The 20,686-nt window shown below is 41.2% G+C and carries 20 protein-coding genes; 11 read left to right on the forward strand and 9 right to left on the reverse strand.

Going from position 1 to position 20,686, the window contains the following annotated elements:
* Positions 1-47: 47 nt before the first annotated feature.
* Together ACMX3D_RS24565 and ACMX3D_RS24570 are read left to right on the forward strand one after the other, a co-directional pair.
* Entirely contained in the window at positions 48-536 is a 489-nt protein-coding gene (locus ACMX3D_RS24565; RefSeq protein ID WP_482748412.1) for a hypothetical protein, read from the forward strand.
* A 119-nt stretch (positions 537-655) separates the two neighbouring features.
* Positions 656-841, forward strand: a complete 186-nt coding sequence (locus ACMX3D_RS24570; protein WP_482748413.1) for a hypothetical protein — start codon at positions 656-658, stop codon at positions 839-841.
* 91 nt (positions 842-932) lie between these two features.
* On the opposite strand, the gene ACMX3D_RS24575 is transcribed toward ACMX3D_RS24570, so the two are convergent.
* Positions 933-1,589 carry a peroxiredoxin-like family protein gene (locus tag ACMX3D_RS24575; RefSeq protein ID WP_482748414.1) on the reverse strand — a complete coding sequence of 219 codons (657 nt, stop codon included), beginning with the start codon at positions 1,587-1,589 and terminating at the stop codon, positions 933-935.
* A gap of 204 nt (positions 1,590-1,793) precedes the next feature.
* On the opposite strand from ACMX3D_RS24575, the gene ACMX3D_RS24580 reads away from it, so the two are divergent.
* From ACMX3D_RS24580 to ACMX3D_RS24590, 3 genes are all read left to right on the forward strand, one after another.
* On the forward strand, positions 1,794-2,705 hold the full coding sequence (locus tag ACMX3D_RS24580; RefSeq protein WP_482748415.1) for a LysR substrate-binding domain-containing protein: 912 nt from the start codon (positions 1,794-1,796) through the stop codon (positions 2,703-2,705).
* 194 nt (positions 2,706-2,899) lie between these two features.
* Entirely contained in the window at positions 2,900-3,946 is a 1,047-nt protein-coding gene (rtcA, locus tag ACMX3D_RS24585) for an RNA 3'-terminal phosphate cyclase (protein WP_482748416.1), read from the forward strand.
* Positions 3,947-4,211: 265 nt separating this feature from the next.
* The gene (locus tag ACMX3D_RS24590) at positions 4,212-5,336 is read left to right on the forward strand and encodes a site-2 protease family protein (RefSeq protein WP_482748417.1); all 1,125 of its coding nucleotides are present in this window, start codon (positions 4,212-4,214) and stop codon (positions 5,334-5,336) included.
* Between the two features lie 89 nt (positions 5,337-5,425).
* On the opposite strand, the gene ACMX3D_RS24595 is transcribed toward ACMX3D_RS24590, so the two are convergent.
* Complete coding sequence (locus tag ACMX3D_RS24595) at positions 5,426-6,202, reverse strand: Uma2 family endonuclease (RefSeq protein WP_482748418.1); 777 nt, start codon at positions 6,200-6,202, stop codon at positions 5,426-5,428.
* Between the two features lie 188 nt (positions 6,203-6,390).
* On the opposite strand from ACMX3D_RS24595, the gene ACMX3D_RS24600 reads away from it, so the two are divergent.
* A complete protein-coding gene (locus ACMX3D_RS24600) occupies positions 6,391-7,707 on the forward strand; it encodes a Tudor-knot domain-containing protein (RefSeq protein WP_482748419.1) in 1,317 nt (438 codons plus the stop codon).
* A 118-nt stretch (positions 7,708-7,825) separates the two neighbouring features.
* Here the strand turns inward: ACMX3D_RS24600 and ACMX3D_RS24605 are convergent, their stop codons facing one another.
* Positions 7,826-8,986, reverse strand: coding sequence for a cupin domain-containing protein (locus ACMX3D_RS24605; RefSeq protein ID WP_482748420.1), 1,161 nt, complete (start codon positions 8,984-8,986; stop codon positions 7,826-7,828).
* A gap of 187 nt (positions 8,987-9,173) precedes the next feature.
* Complete coding sequence (locus ACMX3D_RS24610; protein WP_482748421.1) at positions 9,174-9,515, reverse strand: hypothetical protein; 342 nt, start codon at positions 9,513-9,515, stop codon at positions 9,174-9,176.
* A 477-nt stretch (positions 9,516-9,992) separates the two neighbouring features.
* Here ACMX3D_RS24610 and ACMX3D_RS24615 point away from each other — a divergent pair, with 477 nt between their 5' ends.
* The 3 genes from ACMX3D_RS24615 to ACMX3D_RS24625 all read left to right on the forward strand — a co-directional run bounded on the left by ACMX3D_RS24615 (position 9,993) and on the right by ACMX3D_RS24625 (position 11,779).
* Entirely contained in the window at positions 9,993-10,598 is a 606-nt protein-coding gene (locus tag ACMX3D_RS24615) for a vWA domain-containing protein (protein WP_482748422.1), read from the forward strand.
* Between the two features lie 72 nt (positions 10,599-10,670).
* Positions 10,671-11,276, forward strand: a complete 606-nt coding sequence (locus tag ACMX3D_RS24620) for a vWA domain-containing protein (protein WP_482748423.1) — start codon at positions 10,671-10,673, stop codon at positions 11,274-11,276.
* Positions 11,277-11,377: 101 nt separating this feature from the next.
* A complete protein-coding gene (locus tag ACMX3D_RS24625) occupies positions 11,378-11,779 on the forward strand; it encodes a salt stress protein, Slr1339 family (protein WP_482748424.1) in 402 nt (133 codons plus the stop codon).
* Positions 11,780-11,792: 13 nt separating this feature from the next.
* Here ACMX3D_RS24625 and ACMX3D_RS24630 read toward each other — a convergent pair whose 3' ends face one another.
* The 5 genes from ACMX3D_RS24630 to prfC all read right to left on the reverse strand — a co-directional run bounded on the left by ACMX3D_RS24630 (position 11,793) and on the right by prfC (position 18,821).
* Complete coding sequence (locus tag ACMX3D_RS24630; RefSeq protein WP_482748425.1) at positions 11,793-12,143, reverse strand: winged helix-turn-helix transcriptional regulator; 351 nt, start codon at positions 12,141-12,143, stop codon at positions 11,793-11,795.
* 58 nt (positions 12,144-12,201) lie between these two features.
* Positions 12,202-12,822 carry a TenA family protein gene (locus ACMX3D_RS24635; RefSeq protein WP_482748426.1) on the reverse strand — a complete coding sequence of 207 codons (621 nt, stop codon included), beginning with the start codon at positions 12,820-12,822 and terminating at the stop codon, positions 12,202-12,204.
* 850 nt (positions 12,823-13,672) lie between these two features.
* The gene (locus ACMX3D_RS24640) at positions 13,673-14,152 is read right to left on the reverse strand and encodes an RNA recognition motif domain-containing protein (RefSeq protein ID WP_482748427.1); all 480 of its coding nucleotides are present in this window, start codon (positions 14,150-14,152) and stop codon (positions 13,673-13,675) included.
* A 699-nt stretch (positions 14,153-14,851) separates the two neighbouring features.
* The gene (locus tag ACMX3D_RS24645) at positions 14,852-17,086 is read right to left on the reverse strand and encodes a M48 family metalloprotease (RefSeq protein WP_482748428.1); all 2,235 of its coding nucleotides are present in this window, start codon (positions 17,084-17,086) and stop codon (positions 14,852-14,854) included.
* Between the two features lie 106 nt (positions 17,087-17,192).
* Positions 17,193-18,821: a peptide chain release factor 3 gene (gene prfC, locus ACMX3D_RS24650; protein ID WP_482748429.1), complete on the reverse strand. Its 1,629-nt coding sequence runs from the start codon at positions 18,819-18,821 to the stop codon at positions 17,193-17,195.
* Positions 18,822-19,063: 242 nt separating this feature from the next.
* Here prfC and ACMX3D_RS24655 point away from each other — a divergent pair, with 242 nt between their 5' ends.
* Both ACMX3D_RS24655 and hemB read left to right on the forward strand, forming a co-directional pair.
* Entirely contained in the window at positions 19,064-19,405 is a 342-nt protein-coding gene (locus ACMX3D_RS24655; protein WP_482748430.1) for a DUF4870 domain-containing protein, read from the forward strand.
* A gap of 295 nt (positions 19,406-19,700) precedes the next feature.
* Entirely contained in the window at positions 19,701-20,681 is a 981-nt protein-coding gene (gene hemB, locus ACMX3D_RS24660) for a porphobilinogen synthase (protein ID WP_482748431.1), read from the forward strand.
* The last annotated feature ends 5 nt before the right edge of the window (positions 20,682-20,686 follow it).

The raw sequence follows: 20,686 nt of genomic DNA on the forward strand, positions 1-20,686 counted from the left end.
GTCAATCCAAAATCCAAAATCCAAAATCCAAAATCGTTTGACGACCGATGCCACCTAAAATAACCAATCCAGTTGCATGGCAACAGGCTGAACTCCTCATGCAACCAGCTTTCATTAGAGTTGTGGATAACATTCGTAAGCAACTCGACACATCTGCTTGGACGGGAACCTACCAAGATGTACTGATTTGGCCGCCTAGCACCACTGACGAAATGAAAGCCTTGGTTACTGGACTGTTGCAAGACATGGAAAGTGCCACACCAGAACAAGCAGAAGAAATTCGTGATACCCTGGCACGTTTGCCAATGCCCCATCCAGGATATCATTTGCAATTGCAACGTCAAGAGCAGAAAGTCAGCGTTGATTTGTGGGAACTGTGTTATCAAGTATGTTTTGCCAATTACAGCCCAGAGAATGAGGCTGTTGATATTGACACTAGTTTAATTGATGAGTTGGGTGATGTAGATTGGCAGCGTCTAGAAAATAAGACAAAAGATTTAGTGGCGCAGGTGTTTGCAAATTTGCCAGATAGTTGAGTAACTGAGATCTTGCACCAGCTTTTTATCCCGCCAAGAAATAAATTTCTTGGCTAATAGTGAAAGTCAGATTTATCTGACTGGTAGAGTATTTGAGTCCGTTGCAACGGACTTGTGCTGTGAGCCAGAGAATAAATTCTCTGGCGGGAAATTGGGTAGGTGCAAGAAGTGAGGTAAGAAAACTGCGAATAGCCACCACCCTCACTGAACTGTTGATAGGGTTGCGACAACTAACAGAACATAAACCTGCTTTTAGTAAATTGGCTGTAGTTCAACTTACAAGAAAATATCCCCGACTTTTTTGAAAGTCGGGGATCTATCTGGCATTGAATCGCAATTTTAATCTTCCAGTGCAATATGTAAATGAATGATTCTTTGATACTCGCTGATGAATTTTTAATCTTTGTGAGAAATTTGTTTCAATGCAGCGATCGCATCCGTCGGTTCTAAGCGATTGCGATAGTCCACATCAACGTAAGCCAGAGCTACTCGTCCATCTGGAGCAATCACAAAAGTTGCAGGAACAGGCAACTGCCAATCCTCTGTACCGTTGTTTTCTGGGAGAGGATGTCCCAATTCAGTGTAAAGTTGCTGCAAATAAAGAGGCAGTTCAAACGCAATGCCATAAGCCTGTGCAACTTTGCAACCTACGTCACTGAGAACATCAAACTCCAGATTGTTTTTCTCAACTGTTGTCAGAGAGGTATCAGGTGTTTGAGGAGAAACGGCAATCAGTGAAGCACCTAGCTCACGAATTTGAGGCAAGACCTGTTGGTAAGCCCGCAATGCCAGGTTACAATAGGGACACCAGCCACCCCGATAAAATGTAAGAATCACTGAACCTTGAGAGAGGCGATCGCTCAATCTTACAGTTTCACCAATAGCATTAGTTAGTACAAAATCAGGTGCTTGATCTCCAGCTTGAATCGGTTGTTTGGTTTGAAAAGTTTCAACCAAGGCATCGGTTGCCTGTTGCATAATAGCAGCTTGCTCGGCCGGAAACTTTTCTAAAAATTCAGAGCGAAAGGCATCAAGTGCTGTTTTGAGGATCACGATCCTGTTCTCCTTAGTTTAAAGTTTAAAATTTACTCTTTGATTTGCACCCATAACCAGTGCCACAGAATCATTGATATTCATAAAGCTTCTGGCGTTTGATGTTTCGTTTGTTGTTGACATCTTCATCATGATTTATACTCAAATGCTTGAGAAGATGGCAAAAAAGAATATAATTTATACCAAATAAGCATAAATTCGGCAATGGATCGCATTGCTTGTATAAAAAGTTTTGTGCGGACAGTGGAAACAGGCAGTTTTTCCACTGTCGCCCGTGAACTGAACACCACTCAACCTACTATCAGTAAGCAGATTGCGGCGCTAGAGGAATATTTAGACGTTCAGTTACTCGTTCGCTCCACTCGCACGTTGAGTTTGACCGAAGAAGGTTCCCGCTTCTACGAACACTGTCAACGGGTATTGGAGACAATTGCAGAAGCAGAATCCAGTGTGGGGAAACGGCAAAAGCCTGCGGGTATATTGCGAGTAAGTTGTCCTGTCGCTTTTAGTCAACTGCAACTGGTACCACGACTGAAGGCCTTTCTTGAACGCTACCCAGATATCAAAATTGATTTAATCATGGCAGATCACTTTGTTGACCTGATAGAAGAAGGGGTAGATTTGGCAATTCGGATTGGCAACGTCCAGGATACCTCACTAATTACACAACGCATTGGTACTACAAAGCGAGTCACAATTGGACATCAATCCTACTTTGAGCGAGCAGGTGAACCGAAAACACCAGAAGACTTGGTACAGCACAACTGTATTGTTTACACTCGCCTGACTACAGGTAATGAATGGCACTTTCAAGGAATTCAAGGAATTATCCGAGTCACAGTGAATGGAAACTTTCAGGCCAATAACTCTACTGCTATTCGAGCCGCTGTGTTTGCTGGGTTAGGGATTGCGGTCTCTCCGGTCTGGTTATTTGGTGATGCGCTGTACAATGGCAACCTGAAAGTGATCCTCAAAGACTATCAACCTGTTGCACTACCCATTCACGCTGTCTACCGTCGGGGTCGATTTGTGCCAGCTAAAGTGCGTTGTTTCATTGATTTCCTCGCTCATGAATTTAAGCTAGACCCCTGGGTATCAGATTACGGGCAGTTTTAAGTGATCACTTAGCAGATTGAGCAATAATTCCATTCTGCTGTCAGGGCTGACTAATATATATATGAGGAGCAGGGAACAAGGGAAAGGTGTGAAGCTTAAACACCGAGAATTTATCTGTGTTTATTTCTGGTCATCTGTGCTTTAATTGTCAAAACCGTGGGCATAACCCAACATCCATCATTCAAACACTGCTCATGATTGACATTGACGGTTCCTATGGGGAGGGAGGCGGACAAGTTCTCCGTACTTGCCTGAGTTTAGCCGCTATCACGGGTGAACCTATTCGGATTGCAAATATTCGCGCCGGACGCAAAAAGCCAGGGTTAGCGCCACAACACCTCACAGCAGTTAGAGCTGCTGCCAAGATTTGTCACGCTCAACTACAGGGGGATGCTTTAGGTTCCATGATGCTGGAATTCATTCCCAGTAGTCCAGTGCAGGCGGGAAACTATACCTTTGATGTCAGTGAAGTGATAGAAGGTGGTTCGGCTGGGGCAATTACTTTAGTTCTACAAACAATTCTTTTACCTTTAGCCTTAGCAAAGGGTGACTCTCAGGTAACATTACGCGGTGGAACTCATGTAATTTTTAGCCCGACGATGACTTATATTGAGCAAGTATATCTACCAATGCTCCAGCGTATGGGGGTAAAAGCATCTGTGAAATTAGGTGCGTGGGGGTGGTATCCCCAAGGTGGCGGAGAAGTAGAAATGCAGGTGAGTGGTGGTACTCAACTCAGTGGCATACACTTACTAGAACGGGGAGATTTACGCCAAGTACGCGGACTAGCTGTGGTGACGGAATTACCTGCTCATATTCCTCAACGTATGGCTAATCGGGCCGAGAAAATATTACGCATAGCCGGATTCAATGTTTCCATACAAGCTTTACGAGAAAAAGGTGCTGCACCGGGAGCCGGGATTTTTCTCACGGCTGAGTATGAGAACAGCTTGACGGGATTTGGTGGGTTTGGGCGTTGGCGGATGTCATCGGAAACAGTCGCAGAAATTGCTTGCGAACAACTGCTGAAATTTCACCAGACTGGTGCGCCAGTCGATGAGCATTTAGGAGATCAGTTAATATTGCCTGCAACTTTGGCTACAGAAGAAAGTCAATATAGAGTAGCAAATGTCAGTACTCACCTGACTACAAATGCAACGGTGATTGAGAAGTTTGGACTGTCGCGGGTAATGGTGGATAAGGTAGAGAAGATTGTAAAGGTAGTACCTGTGAATAGGTAATATCTCACGCAGAGACGCAGAGGCGCGGAGAGTAAGAGTTTGAGAGATTAATTCAGCAATTCTAAATTTTTAATCCAAAATCACGCCACTTGCTACAACGGAGGGAACCTCTGCTCCAAAATCTAAAATCCAAAATTGGTATAACCACACCTTCAAGGACGGTAAGCACAACTCTTGATTGATTTTAATTTTTGTTACGTTTCGTTACACTAGAGACATCGAGAGGTGAAAGTCAATCTCTCGGCAGCTTTCAAAGGTGAACGACATGAATGGCACAATTCGCGTTGGTAATCTCTTCGGGATTCCGTTTTATATCCATCCGTCATGGTTTTTGGTTTTTGGCTTGGTAACCTGGAGCTATAGTAGTGGACTTTTAGCACAATTTCCCCAATTGTCTGGGGGGTTAGCTTTGCTACTAGGATTGATGACAGCGCTGTTATTGTTTGCTTCTGTCGTCGCCCACGAATTAGGACATAGCTTTGTTGCTTTGCGCCAAGGTATTGATGTTAAATCCATCACGTTGTTTATCTTTGGTGGTTTGGCAAACTTAGAAAAAGAATCCAAAACTCCCACAGAAGCTTTTTGGATTGCGATCGCCGGGCCGTTAGTTAGCTTACTATTATGTGGAATTGTGACAGCAGTTGGTGTAACAACTCCTGTATCGGGGCCACTAGCGGCAGTTTTGGGTGTTCTCGCTTCTGTTAACTTAGCCTTAGCACTGTTTAACTTGATTCCTGGCTTACCTTTAGATGGTGGTAATATCCTCAAAGCCCTTGTTTGGAAAATTACAGGCAATCCTTATAAAGGTGTGACTTTTGCCAGCCGAGTTGGACAGATCTTTGGTTGGGTGGCGATCGCTTCTGGTATACTTCCACTCATATTCTTCGGTAGTGCGGCTAACTTCTGGAATCTGCTAATTGGCTTCTTCTTACTGCAAAATGCTGGGAATGCAGCCCAATTTGCGAGAGTTCAAGAAAAACTTGATGGCTTAACAGCCGCAGATGTCGTCACAAGTAATAGCCCAATCATATCTGCAAACCTCAGCTTGAGAGAATTTGCTGATGAACAAATTCTGCACCAACAAGACTGGAAGCGCTTCTTAGTCACCGACGATGCAGGAAAATTAGTAGGCGCAGTTGCACTAGATGATTTGCGAACCATTCCCACAACACAGTGGACAGAAACTCAAGTTAAAGAAATCATGCGCCCAGTTGCTGCATCTACCACGGTAAAATCAGATCAGCCCCTCTTAGAAGTAATACAGCTACTTGAACAACAAAAACTACCAGCTTTAGCTGTAATTCGGGACAACGGCGTACTCGTGGGGATTTTAGAAAAAACGGCGATTATCCAACTATTACAAAGCAACCCTGTAGTTAACCCTGCATAAACATCCTATTACCAAGTACTCCTTCTCAATCCTCCCTCAGATTTACTGAGGGAGTTTTTTTGTGGGAAAGGGATTAATCCAAAATTGTTTCATTCTGTATCTATACCTAATTCCCGTAATTTTGCTAATAAGGCTGCTTGGCGCTGACGTTCAATTTCCAATTGGGCGATCGCATCATCAGCCCGTTGACGTTCTTGTTCAGCCCGTTGGCGTTCTTGTTCTGCTTGTTCAGAACTCCACAGCAACAAATTCCCGGCTTCATCCCACCATCGCAACCAACAAATATTCATCCCTAAGCGAGTTCCTCGCCAAATTCCTAAAAATAAATCCAACTCAGGAATCCAAAATTGTCCTGATTCTGTTGGTTGTTGCAAAACATATCGTCCATTTTCCAGACGAAGTACTTCTAAGCTAACTTCGTAAGGATTAAAAATTGCATAGGTGGGAACTTGTAATATGTGTTCGTAAAAGTAGAGTTTCCCATAAGGAAAAGTGGGACGAATTGAATATTCTCCGTTATCGGTGTCTGAAAGAAACTCCATCACCACAGCTACGTTTTCACCTTCTATATTGGGTGTATAGCTGCGACGAATTACACCTACTCCTACTGGTGACACACGTGGTATATATAACCAATCCGGTGCTTTAACAATTGTTTTTTGATTAATATTAGCGACGATGCCAAAATTTGATGCAATCAACATCTCTGGTTGAATCCGATTTGCTGTAGCTAAAGCTTCTGTTAAAGCTGCTGCTAAAAAAGGTTGTTGAATATTTTCCACTGGATCGTCGGGCAGAATAAAATCATCTGGGAGTTTTTCCCAAGTGACGACAGGGGTTTGGCGCTGGGGTGCGGCTAGAACCATGATGGTAAAAAAGTGTCACTTGTGTGCTTGGGGTGTAATGCCAATATTTTACAGTGCTTTTTAAATGTCTGAAATCAATAGATATCAAGAGATATCGAGAGTTTGTCTGTGAAAACAAAAATAAAGTTACTTTCTTCTCTGGTTAGGGAACTCTATCAATTAAGGTTTTGTTTCACAAGGACTTACTTATGGATAAATCCATTATTCAGTTAGTTGATGAGTTACCCAGTGACAATATTACTGTCAAAGTTTTAAAAGCCCTAGATTATGTAGCCCCAGGACAGTGGGATAATTTGGTGGGATTTGATAATACTGTGCGTGCCGTGACTGGTGAAACTGATGCTAAAGTCATTCAAAGAATCCGCGATCGCGCCAATAGCTTATATTTAGATCCACAACACGGCTATCAAGCAGCAATCAAACTTTATCAAATCATCGACAAAGCCGATGCAGCAATGGGAACTGCGGCTATGGCTAACAAAGTAGGTGAAAAAATCAGCTTTCTGTCTTTTTTAGGTAACATTACACCTAAAGCTGATGTCACGCAAACAATTGACTTAGTTCTCAAAATTGCGATCGAAATCATCGCCTTCTGCAAACTTAACGGGATTCCCCAACCTAACCCCCAAGAGTTTGCTAATACCTTGGCTAATAATTATCAAAATGCTTCCCTGATGCGGATGGCAGCTTTAGTTTGTATAGATGGCATTTTACCTTTAGGCCCCGACTTCCTGATGAAAATTCAGGAAATGATTAGTGGTGCGGATGCTGGTAATGCGATCGCCCAAAACCCTATCTTCCAAGCTGTCAATAGCTCTTTACCAGGTAATACTCCTTCAGATAAAGTTGGTTTTATTGCCCAAGGTTTTAACTCTGTGCAAGGCTGGATGAATAACCTAGTAGCCAAGACAGGTATAACTCCACAGTCAATTGCTAATGGTTTGAGTAGTTTTGTTCAGATTGCTGACGATAATTTAGATTTTGTAGCCGCATTCTTAGATCAAACTACAAATTACTTTGAGCATACAGGTATTCAAAGCGTTGCTCGTAGCTTAATTTTACAAGCTCATACTCTAGTCAAAGCAGAAATTGCCCAAGAGGCACAACAGCCCCAAAAACAAGATACTTCCTCTGCTACCAAGTCAAAATCAGATACCACTCAGTATGTAGTGAATAACACTGTAGAAGTCTGGGACGAAGAAGACGAAGAATGGTATAAAGCCACAATTCAGAAAATTAAAGATGACCAATTCTATATTAATTATATTGGCTATGGTTCATCTTCTGATGAGTGGGTTGGTGAAGAAGATGTTCGGATTCGTGACCATGAATCATCCGATGATAATGGATTTGCTGTTGGTCAAAAAGTAAAATGTTGGGATGAAGACAACGAAGAATGGTATACCGCCACAATAGAAGAAATTCGCGGTCAGCAATACTTTGTTCATTACCTTGGTTATGATTCATCTTATGATGAGTGGTTAGATTTAGAAGAAATTTGCTAACTAATGAATTGGCACAGAGTTGTAAGTAAATTAACACCCTGTGCCATAATTACTTACTCCGCGTTACTTTGCTTATCTTATCGCTTCTCTGCGTTAAAAAACTCCTCCAAACAGTATTTTAATCAGATTTAACCAACAAAATTCCTTCAGTTAAAAGACGGGTGATGAGTGGGATAATATCACATTCTAAATCTAAATCTAGCGACCAATCAGCAATATCAAATAAGCTAAATTCATCGCAGTTAAATAAATTTTCTCCTAATTTCTCTGGGATGCCTTTGAGGTCAATTTGTGTGGTACCAACCCGCACTTGATATTGTGCCTCATCTATTTGTTTAATCCGAATTCGGTGCAGTGGAGACCAACTAAACCGAGTCATAAATAGATTAGGAAAAATGTTAGTTCCCATTTGAGCAGGTAAACTAACTGGAAGCTGCGGTTGATGTTGATAATTTAACGCTTCTATATATCTTTTAAAAATATCAGGTTGGTGTAAACTTTCAATTAGATGCTGACGCAATGCACTTAATTGCTGTTCTATTACATTTGTATTGCTATCTGCGATCGCTGGCAAGCTTTGCCGCCAACAAACATTTTCTTGTAAATCTTTCATCAACCAATTAAGCCAGTCTAACCCTGTTTGACATTCAATACCAACCGTGAGATGAAGAGATGGCTGTTCACAAGCCACTGCATAGTGCCAGTGTCCGCGTGGGATATATAGCAAATCGCCAGCTTTAAGTACGCACTCCAAATAAGGTGGCTTTTGTGGTTGCTGCTGTTTTGATGATGGCATATCTGCGGTGGGGTATGGCAGCGTTTCTTGGTAAACAAACCATTGCTTTTCACCCTCGATTTGCAGAATCAGCACATCGTGAGTATCGTAGTGACAATCAAACCCTCGCTGTTTAGCTGGCGAACAATATAAATTAACGTGGGTTTCATAGCCAATTTCATGTCGAAGATTTGCTGCTAGTTCAGCTACAGTCGGAATGCGGTGATGCACCCCGTTAATTATCAGTGTAGCTCCCTGACGCAGGCGATCGCTCCACTCTTGCCGATTGTATGTCTCTGGTAGCGATTTGCCATTCATCGAGAAGCGTAAATCTGGTTCTTTGAGTTTGTGATAATTCAGTAGTTCATTCAACTCTTTCCATGAAAAAATATTTTGAAACCTTTGATATTTATCTTTTGAAATGTAAATTGCTTTTTTTGTCCAAAACTCTGTAAAAAACTGCTCTAATGGATAGGTTGCTAGTAACCACTGCAAAGTCTTCATATCATATTAATATTGCAAAAATCTGTTTTTAATTCATCAATTAAATATAAAAATTAATAAAAAAGGGGGTAAAGTTACATACATTTTGATAGTAGATAGACATCTCCAACTATCAATCAAATCCCCCTATAATAGCTTCTATACTGAGAGTTTCAGTTTAATAATTAATCAAATAGTTTCTACGACGTTAATCATCATCGTCATCATCTCCACTGTCACTATTGCTATTACTGTTGCTGTTGCTATTACTATTGCTATTACTATTACTGTTGCTGTTGCTATTACTATTGCTATTACTATTACTGTTGCTGTTGCGGTTACGGTTGCGGCGACGATCACTATCATCCGCTAGGATTAGTTCTGAAGATTCTTTTTCTACTAAGTCAATTACTCCAAATTCAATAGAAGATGTACGCTTTAACTCAGATTTTGCTGAAATACCAGCAGCATTAGCCGATTGATTACCTAAATTTAAAAACAATCCAAAACTAGCGCTGATTAGTAAGCCAAGGGTAACTTTAGGATTCATGTGCAACACTTTATCAATTACAAGATAGATTAGTAGTGAGAAAGAATGCAGTAATTACTACTCTCTTCTTTAATCTCTATACTTAAATTTATGTATGAAAAATACATGAATAATGAGTGAGAAAATTCTCATATTCTTGTGAATGCTAGTGCCTTCTTGTAATAGTGCATGAATCTATAATTTATCCGAATCAAATCTGATTCTTATAGATATTTGCTATCCCAGATCTGGATGATTGCCATATTAAGTTATTAACCGCGAACTTCTATCAAACAATACTTAATTCCTTCTCTGCTGTCTCATCTCTGAAACAGTAGAACGGCCTTGAATTCTTCGCGACAAAAAGATTACTGAGTGACAAATATCACAAAAAAATATAATAGTTAGTAATTCTGTTAACTTATACCTAAAGGCTTGCAGAACTACAAGATGCGTAGACTAGACTAGTAGCACAAGGTAACAATTTGAGAGGAAGATATGATGAGCGATCGCGACTATACATTAATCCTAGACAAAAGCGGTAGTATGTCTACACCTGACCAAGCTGGTGGTAGAAGTAGATGGGAAATAGCCCAAGAGTCTACTCTAGCTTTAGCAAGGAAATGCGAACAATTTGACCCAGATGGAATTACAGTTTATGTATTTTCTGGCAGATTTAAACGTTACGACGATGTTACCTCAGCTAAAGTCGCACAGATTTTCTTAGAAAATGACCCTGCTGGTACTACCAACTTAGCTGGTGTACTCCATGATGCAGTCAATAATTATTTTCAACGTAAAGCCGCTGGTAAGTCCAAACCAAATGGTGAAACAATATTAGTAATTACCGATGGTGAACCCGACGATCGCAAAGCCGTTTTTGAAGTAATTATCCAGGCGACTCGTCAAATGGAGCGAGATGAAGAATTAGCAATATCTCTAATTCAAGTAGGTTCAGATCCCCAAGCCACAAAGTTTCTCAAAGCTTTAGATGATCAATTGCAAGGTGTCGGTGCAAAATTCGATATCTGCGATACCATCACTTTGGACGATTTAGAAGACATGAGTCTTGCTGATATCTTGATGAATGCAATTACAGATTGATTAGTCAATAGTCAGTAAATTTAGGTTCGTCACAAATGACAAATGACACATAACTAATAGGATGATTTAATTATGCTGGAAAACCGAGATTATACTTTAATTATTGATAAAAGTGGTAGTATGGCAACCCCAGACCAAAAAGGTGGTAGAAGCCGCTGGGTTGCAGCCCAAGAATCTACTTTAGCTTTAGCTAGTAAATGTGAACAATTTGATCCCGATGGGATTACTGTTTATGTGTTTTCGGGCAAATTTAAGCGTTATGAAAATGTGACTACTAGTAAAGTTACACAAATTTTTCAAGAAAATGATCCATCAGGAACTACAGACTTAGCCGCAGTTTTGAAACACGCCACTGATGATTATTTTCAACGCAAAGCTGCTGGTGCAACAAAGCCGAATGGGGAAACAATTTTAGTAGTGACTGACGGTGAACCAGATGATCGCAAAGCAGTCATGAAAGCGATTATTGAAGCTTCTCGTCGCATGGATAAAGATGAAGAACTAGCAATTTCTTTTATTCAAGTTGGTTCAGATCCACAAGCTACTCGGTTTCTTAAAGTCTTAGATGATGAACTGCAAAGCGCCGGAGCAAAATTTGATATCTGTGACACCATCACAATGGAAGATATGGAAGATTTAAGTTTGTCAGAAGTTCTGCTCAACGCCATTAACGATTAAGCTAAAAACAAAACACTAATCTTAGTATTTTATTCGCGTACATCCGCGTGTATTTGCGGTTAATTATTCATGCAAGCATTTCATATATAAAATTAACAAAAATGGACTCTATTGATCAACTATTAGCTCAACTAAAAGCGGAATATGATCCAGTAAAACCTGCACCCGCAGCACAACAACCACAACAAAATGTAATACCACCATTCATCCCAAAGCCGCCATCTAAATCAGAATCTATCATCGATAACATTTTGGCGGAAGTCAAAGCTGATGTCGAAGCACAAGCAGCAGCCGAAGAGTTGCAAAGACAACAAGAAATAGAACAAGAACGCATTCGACAAGAAAAAATTAAAGCCCAACAATTAAAAGTTTTGCAAAAGCAAGCACAAGAATGGTTAGAAAAATTAGATCCTTTCTCACCGGAAGGGCTATGGTTTGAAAGATTTGCTGAAGGCTATCCTTCAAAATTAGCAGCAGCAATTGAATATTTACAAAATAATTAAATAATAATATGTCTTAGAGTTTGTGTTTGCTGTTGATGTGAGATAAATGCTCAACAGCCCAGTCGTGCATTGCATAGAGAATTGGTTTCAGACTTTCTCCCAATGGTGTGAGTGAATATTCTACTTTTGGCGGTATTTGTGCATAAACTTGGCGATGGACAATACCATCTTCCTCCATTTCTCTGAGTTGCTGAGTCAACATCTTTTGCGTGATTCCAGGTAAGGCTCGTTGCAATTCACCAAAGCGTTGGACACCAGTCATTAATTCTCTAATAATTAAAACCTTCCAGCGTCCGCCAATTACCTTAAGGGTAGTTTCTACTTCACATGTTAGCCTGCGATCGCTTTCTGCTTCTGCTTTCATTTTTACTTTTTAGATTCTTAAATAACTATATATCTCATCAATAGCCAGAACAAAACTGCTACAGTGTCCAAGCCGCTTGAAAAAAATCACGTTCGCAAAGCATAGCGTAACGGTAAGTTGAATGAACCAAAGCGTTATTAGTAGCGTAATTATCCACTAAACTTTCTAATTGTTGTGTTAGTGGTTGAAAATCTGCACTACTGTAAGTACGAATCCAATCTGCATACTGATGATGAGGAATACCATCACGAGCTAACTGTTCTCCCAAAAAGCTATACAAACGCATACAAGGAGACATCGCCGCAGCCGTTAAACCAACATCGCCACCCCAAGCTGTAGCTAACAAAAAATCTGTGTAACGACGAGTGGCTGCACCTGGTTCTACAGAGTGCAACTCGACTCCCCACTTGGCTGCATAGCTTTGATGTAGTTGTAATTCGGCTAAAACTCCACCAACTAAGTTATGAAATATAATAAACCTTGTCCAGTCTGGTGCTTTGGCGGCGGCGATGCTGTAAGCACGAGCAAAAGCTTCTAAAAAAAAGGCATCTTGTCCTACATAGTAAGCAAACTTTGTTTGCTCAAGAGTACCATCAGCTATACCTTGCACAAAAGGATGCTCTAGACAAGCTTGTCCTAAATCTTGATTTGCTACCCATAGTTCATCGGATAAAGTCATTAGTCAAGACTCAACTGAAGTATGAAACTACCCCACTCATAAGGTTATGGGGCTTGTATTAAACAATGAATTAAATTTATCCTAGCCTGGGGCAAGCCTCTGGGAGGCTATATCTTTGATCTTTTTTGGCTAACGGTGATTCGAGATAGTAAAAGAGGCAGAAATTTTCCTGCCTCTGCTGGAACTGCTTAAGCAGTTCAGTAATATTTCCTTATTGATTGTTACACGTATATATGTAATTTCCAAAGCTTACACAACACTGTTTTAACTTTTGCCAAAATTACAGCAGATAAGTAGCCATTATGAACTGTGTACACCAATCATGGATAAAACAGAAATTGAAGACTAGAGACTTATGTACTAGGCTGTTATATTTTTATACAGTTCAAATAAAATTTTATTATATAGATAAATTTTTTTAGAGACGTGGCATTTCTACGCCTCTACTAGTTTAAGAGTATGAATATCCCTCACGCTGGCGGTTCGGAACTCTGGAAGATTTTGGACAAACTTAATGAAGTTGAACCAAGGCGATCGCTTACAGCGGCAAACTAAACAACTATTGACAGTATTTGACTCTGTATGCATCATCCATACAAAAATACATTGTATCGCTTGTTTTTTAGTCAACTAACTCAAAAGCAAGCACAATTATCTGCAAAACAGAGCCAACTCTACAACATCCACAATTTCAACCAATACTAGCAATCTCTAACAACTAGCCGCTGTACATTGACGCTTTGTCTACCCTAGCTGCAAGTAATTTTGATTGAGTAAACCAGCATTCATGGACAATTAAAAATTAAAAACCATAAATTGATTTTTAATTTTTAATTTTTCCTTGCTAGTCTTAATTTGTGGTTTGCGCTGCTAACATTTGCTTGAGCTTTTCTAGTTCAGATGCCCAACGGGGATCTGGACGAATTGCATCTGATTCAGTAGATGTTGTGGTGCTTTCGCGTCCACCACCACCGCGTTTTTTCTTAGAACCTTTATCACGACGGCTTTCTTTATTGCTAGGAGCAGGACTACTCTGTGCAGCAGCTTTAGGCGCTTGTTCGTCGCCTTCATCACCCTTAGTTCGGGGTAATGCTTTTTCTAGCTTAATGGGGGTGTCTTTAAACAACTGACCATTATATTTTTCAATAATTTGATCAGCTTGTTCGTCATTGTTGACGGTTAAGAAACCAAAACCACGGCATTTACCAGTTTTCCGGTCTTTAATTAGTTTCGTGGTTACAGCATCGCCTTCTGCCGCAAAAACTGCTTGCAGGTCTTGACGATCTATTTCTTCTTTTGGCAAATTGCCTATATATAGGCGAACGGACATGAACTATACCTCCAGAGTTTAATGAACGTAGCAAGGCAAGAGAACAATCACTTGGTTTTGGCTTTTAAATAGATGCTATTAATTAAAATTGCCATAAACCAATTTTTTTTATTCCAAACTGTCAACTTATACAATACAGTTTTTCGTTTGGATAAAGCTTGTATATTCCAAAAGCGCATACAACGCTCAGTTAATACCACCTTAATTCTAAAATTTGTAAATTTATTAGCCTACTGTCTGCCACAGTAAACATTTTTTTGATGTCCTTGCCCGCAGAATTCAACACCATTCCTTACATTATCACGGTATCTTCTACGTAGCTAGTTCAGAACACACATTTCTGATTATATTGCGAATCAATAGTAACATAAAATACATTTTTTTCTCAAGAGCGGATATTTGAAACAAAAACCAGCCATTGGCTGGTCGAGTTGCTGCTGTGTTGGGAGGATAAAAAGATGCATTGGCACAAGCAGTAGACAGCAATTACTAAGCCGAGATGCTAAGTTTTGCTGGTTGCTAGGGATAGTGTTAATAAATGTAACACTTGTAAAGAATTGTTGCAAGTTTTGTCATTTGTCCTTGCTTAAAAGGCAGGAGGATGAAATTTCATACTTCACACTACCCTACCCTTCGGGAACGCTTTCAGCGAACGGGAAGCCACCCAAAGGGTGTCTACACACTTCAGACTTCTTTTGACTAACCTATGAGAAAAATGTAAGCACCCCAAGCCTGTGCAGCTACTGCCAAGATGGTAGACCAAACTGGGTGAGGGCTATGAAGGGTTGTTCCAGATTGAGTTTGTAAAGTGTGAATATCTATCCAAGGTGTTGCGCCACGACGAAACCAGCCAATAACAGTAATTTGCCGACCAATCAAATCTTGAAGATGAACTTTCTGCCCCAAGCATAGCCAAGGAACATGGTGTAATTTTACTAAACCTGTGCTGGACTGTAAGATTAAGTCTTGTGCGAGAGAATTGGCTGTGCCGGGACGACCTAATAATTTGCCAACCAGACATACACTAGTACTATCAATGGGGATAGCAGATGGATTGGCTAACAGGTTGGGTAAACTTTCATCAGCTTGCCAACTAAGAGTTTTAATATTCGGGAAAAAAGCATTCATCCGAATTACTAAACCAATGCTAAAACCAATCAGCAGACAACCACTAACAAAATTCCAATCTTCATAAATCCATTTCAAGTTCAAAAATTTGAGGCTGAAAGCAGTTTGCCAACTCAGCCAAATCAACGCTGCAAATACAAAACCTAGGGGAATGCCTAAGAAGGGAGCGATTTGCAGTAAGAAAGATTGACGTGTTGTTTTGATAAACTGTTCGCTAGTCAGATGCAGTTCGGTTTCTATGTGCCAGTGACGAGCTATTTGACACAGCCATTGGATACGCTGGCCGATTAATGGATGGCTATTATTAATCGCCAGCCAGTGACGATAGGGGTTGAGATAATCCCACATCAAGGCTGACTCAAAAGGAATATGCCCAGCAATACTACCCAAAGATAGACTTTGTTGATAGCTGATAGGCATAAGGAGATTCAAACTTTCTAACTGGCAATTGGTGTGTTGTGCTTGTTGAATATCATGGGCAATGCCGATCGCAATTTTTAAGAAAGCCCGAATTAAAGCATTGGGGTTACCAGTGATTTCGGCAGCTAGGCGATCGCTATAATAATGCCGCGATCGCGAAAACCACAAAGCCGTTCCAGTAAATAAACACCAAATTCCATAAGCCAGACTAGACAAAATATTAAATGGCCACTGCAAAACACCAGGAGAAATATTGTTTCCCCACTGGGAAATTTGCTGATATATCCGATAAATCGGTAAAGTCAGCAGCAATACCAGCGACATCACTAAATAATCACCGTGGGCTATGTGTCCTAGCTGAGTAGCGTAGATGACGGCAATTTCATCATCTGCAAGTTGATTTAATAAGCCTTGGCTAACTACAATCCGAGCATTGCGGGGTAAATTTCCGTAGGTTAAAGCGATGGGTGCTGTTATTGGCAAAATCCTGAGTTGGGGTGATTGCCAGCGTTTTTGCTGACAGTAACGTTGGAGTACCCTGGCTGTTTCCCGACTGCGGCTGTGTAAGACATCTTTTGATAGGGTTTGCTGGCTACAAAACTGCGCTAGTAACCAATCTAATAGCCAAGGGGACAGTGCGATCGCACTTGCTAAAATTCCAATTACTACCAATTTGGGGTCGCGGTAGAAAAACGGCAATGGTTCCAAATACGGTAGCTTATCTAAAATTACATTTACGGATACCATTGCTGATTTTAAGATGAACTCCATCACCCAAAATAGGGCGATGATTGTCAACAGTGCTTGTAACCGCAAAGGCAGTAATTTTGGTTTACGTAAAGGTTGCCATACCTTAGCGCGTTTTGCTTGTCGCCAGTAAATATTGAGTTTTTGAGTCGGGGTATATTCAGCCGACTCTGTGAATCGATTTTGTGATGTTACAGGTGATTCAACGTAGGTATTTTGATAATGATTTGACTGTGCTGATGTTTCTAGTAAAGGCTTTTGTATAGGTGCTGCTGAGACAGCAGCTGAATTGCCAGAGTTTGTAGTTCCTTTTGATGTTTGTGAAGATGCGTGAGAACTTTGGCGATTTTCTACTTTTTTTTGTTTCTTACGTTTTGTTAAATGTTCGAGAGCGCGTTCTGCCCATTCTTGAACTTGGGGATTTTGGCTATCTCTGAGAGTTTGACACAAAGCGATCGCCTTGCGGGCTTCGCCGATGCGGGCATAAGCCATAACTAACCCAACACGAGCTTGTAAGCTAGTAGTACTATTGCCTTGACTACTAGCCACAGACTCTAGTTGAGCGATCGCTGTTTTGTAATCTCCCTGCTTGAGGGCAGTTAAACCAGCCTCCAAAGATGATTCAGAATATGAAGGCATAGAAATTCTGGCACTCCAATCTCTGCTAACTGATCCACGGTTATACAACAACGCGACCCCGCGATGCCGTGGACATCAACTATACCCGATTGGCCTACCAAATGAATTATGATTCCACTGGTGATTGACCATAAAATACCGGGGCGATCGCGCTTAATTTTAAATTAGGATGGTCTTCTAGTAATTGATGGCAATTCCATTCATTGCGGAATAGCAATACTGGCCGATCCATACTGTCTTTGACTGTAGTGGTGTTAAATAAACGTCCCACCTTGTTCAAAGCTTCCCATCCACCTTCTACCCAACGGGCGACGCTGTAGGGTAATAAATCTAAAATGGTTTCTACACCATACTCGTTTTGCAAACGAAACTGCACCACTTCAAATTGCAACTGACCCACCGCTGCCAAAATTGGTTCGCGTTTGGCTTCATCAGTTGAGTACATAATTTGCACAGCACCTTCTTCGCGCAATTCCGAAATGCCTTTTTGAAATTGCTTAAACTTTGAGGGGTTGGGGTTTCTTAATGTGGCAAACAGTTCTGGTGAAAAATACGGAATCCCCTCATATTCCAGCTTCTGCCCTGTGTAAATGGTATCGCCGATCGCAAACACGCCGGGATTGTTTAAACCAATGACATCGCCTGGATATGCGACATCAATCGATTCCCGTTCTTGGGCAAAAAGTTTTTGTGGACGTGATAACCGTACAACTTTGCCTGTGCGGGCGTGATTGACTGTCATATCTTTTTCAAATCTGCCAGTGCAGACCCGGACAAATGCGATGCGATCGCGGTGTTTTGGATCCATATTTGCTTGCAGTTTGAACACAAAACCGGAAAATTCCGGATAGGTGGGGGGAACTTCACCAACGCTGCTGTTGTGAACACCTGGTTTTAAGGCATAGTCTAGGAAAGACTTGAGGAATAACTCTACGCCAAAGTTAGTCATGGCGCTACCAAAGAACACTGGGGTCATTTTGCCTTGATGTACTAATTCCAAATCTAGTTCCGGGCCGACCCCCTCTAAAAGTTCCAGATCATTTTTGAGTTGGTAGTACAAGTCTTCTTCGAGGAGTTGTTCAATTTTGGCATCACCCAAGTCAACAACTGTATTACGGGCTTCCTTGCTACCGTGGGCGCTACGTTCAAACAAGTGAATTTGTTGGTGCTGACGATCAAATACACCCTTAAAGCGATCGCCCATCCCAATCGGCCAATTCACGGCGTAAGTCTGCAACCCTAGTTCCTGTTCAATTTCATCTAACAGTTCTAAAGGTTCTCTACCCGGACGGTCGAGTTTATTTACAAAGGTGAAAATCGGCAAACCCCGTAATTTACATACTTCAAATAACTTACGGGTTTGCGGTTCCAAACCTTTAGCCGCATCAATTAACATCACCGCATTATCGGCGGCGGCGAGAGTACGGTAAGTGTCTTCGCTAAAATCTTGGTGTCCGGGGGTGTCTAATAAATTAATCTGACAATTTTGGTACTCAAACTGTAAAACAGTTGAGGTAATAGAAATCCCCCGTTGTTGTTCCATCGCCATCCAGTCTGAAGTGGCTTTGCGCTGCGCCCGTCGCGCTTTCACCGCACCAGCTTCGTGAATTGCACCTCCGTACAGCAGTAGTTTTTCTGTAAGTGTCGTTTTACCCGCGTCAGGGTGCGAAATAATGGCAAAGTTGCGTCGCTGTTCTACTGCTTGATGAAGTTCTGACTGAAGTTCAGTTGACATAATTGACCTAAATGTATAGCTTACCTTGTTACTTTACTTAACTTAATTTTTCTCTACTTTAGTAAGTCTTTTAATCTTAAAACAACGAGGCTCGTGATAGGGTCAACATAGTGCTGAGTCAATGGTCAATGGTCAATGGTCATTTGTCCTTTGTCATTGGTTTTTATCTCTCACTTTCTAGCCCCTAGTCCCCAATCCCTAGCCCCTAGTTCCTCATCCCTAACCTCTCAAAGGAGAAAAGCATGTACGACCCAGACAAGCGAAAGCTGTTATCCGCGTTGTGTCATGGAGCGATTTTTTTTAGTACGGCTTTTGTGTCGGTTGGTATACCAATTGCCATGCTGTTTATTGCTAATGATCCGGTAGTGATTGAAAATGCCAAAGAATCCATTAATTTTCACTTTAATGTGTGGATTTATGGAATTATTATTACAGCATTGATTTGGATAACTTTTGGTTTGTTATTTCCCCTTGTTGGTATTGGCTATTTGCTGCATTGGGGATTAACAATTTGGGCGATCGCCAGCGTACTCCTCAATCCAGATCAACCCTTCCGCTATCCCTTCATCTTTCGTGTCTTATAGCACAATTATGGCAATTTCTAATAGAAAATTGAACATTCTCAACATCAAAATCTTTGAAAATTCTCTGCGCCTCTGCGTAAAAATTAAAAATTAATATCTTTTTTTCCAAACTGTCTGTTAGCTAGATGAAGTAACAACCTAGTTGTAAAATACAAAATTGCCCCACAGCTTCATCAGGAGTAGGGCAAAGGACAGTTAAGCACTGTTTGTAGTCTGTCTGACAGCGGTAGAGTTTTTCTTGGCTTTTGTGCCGCTTTGAGTTGTGTCCATTACATCGATTCCTTGACAAAAGATTATGTTTCCCATACAACGTCCCCGTCGTTTGCGTAGCCACCCTCAACTGCGCCGGATGGTGCGTGAAACCGTCCTGACAACCAACGATTTAATTTACCCACTGTTTGCCGTACCTGGTGCAGGAATTGCTAACGAAGTTAAATCCATGCCTGGAGTTTACCAACTGTCGCTAGACAAAATTGTTGAAGAAGCCAAAGAAGTTTACGACTTAGGAATTCCCGCAATTATTTTATTTGGGATTCCTGAAGATAAAGATACTGACGCTACTGGTGCTTGGCATGATTGTGGGATTGTCCAAAAAGCTGCAACTGCTGTCAAACAAGCAGTACCAGATTTGATTGTCATCGCTGACACTTGCTTGTGTGAATACACCAGTCATGGTCACTGCGGTTATTTGCAAGTTGGTGATTTAACAGGCAGGGTACTCAACGACCCCACCTTAGAATTGCTGAAGAAAACAGCGGTTTCTCAAGCCAAAGCTGGTGCAGATATCATCGCGCCTTCCGGGATGATGGATGGCTTTGTCCAGGCAATTCGGGCTGGATTAGATGAAGCAGGATTCCAGGATACGCCAATTTTGTCGTATGCTGCTAAGTATGCTTCGGCTTACTATGGCCCATTCCGGGATGCAGCCGATTCAACACCCCAATTTGGTGATAGAAGAACTTACCAAATGGATCCTGGCAATAGTCGTGAAGCGATTAAGGAAATTGAATTAGATATTGCCGAAGGTGCGGATATGCTCATGGTTAAGCCAGCATTGGCTTACATGGATATTATCTGGCGGGTGAAAGAAGCAAGTAACTTACCTGTTGCAGCTTACAACGTTTCCGGTGAGTATTCCATGATTAAAGCTGCGGCTTTGAATGGTTGGATTGATGAAGAGCGTGTAGTAATGGAAACTTTAACTGGCTTTAAACGTGCCGGTGCAGACTTGATTTTAACTTATCATGCCAAAGATGCGGCAAGATGGTTGCGGTAGGTTGG

Source organism: Anabaena sp. TISTR 8404 (genome assembly GCF_056847745.1).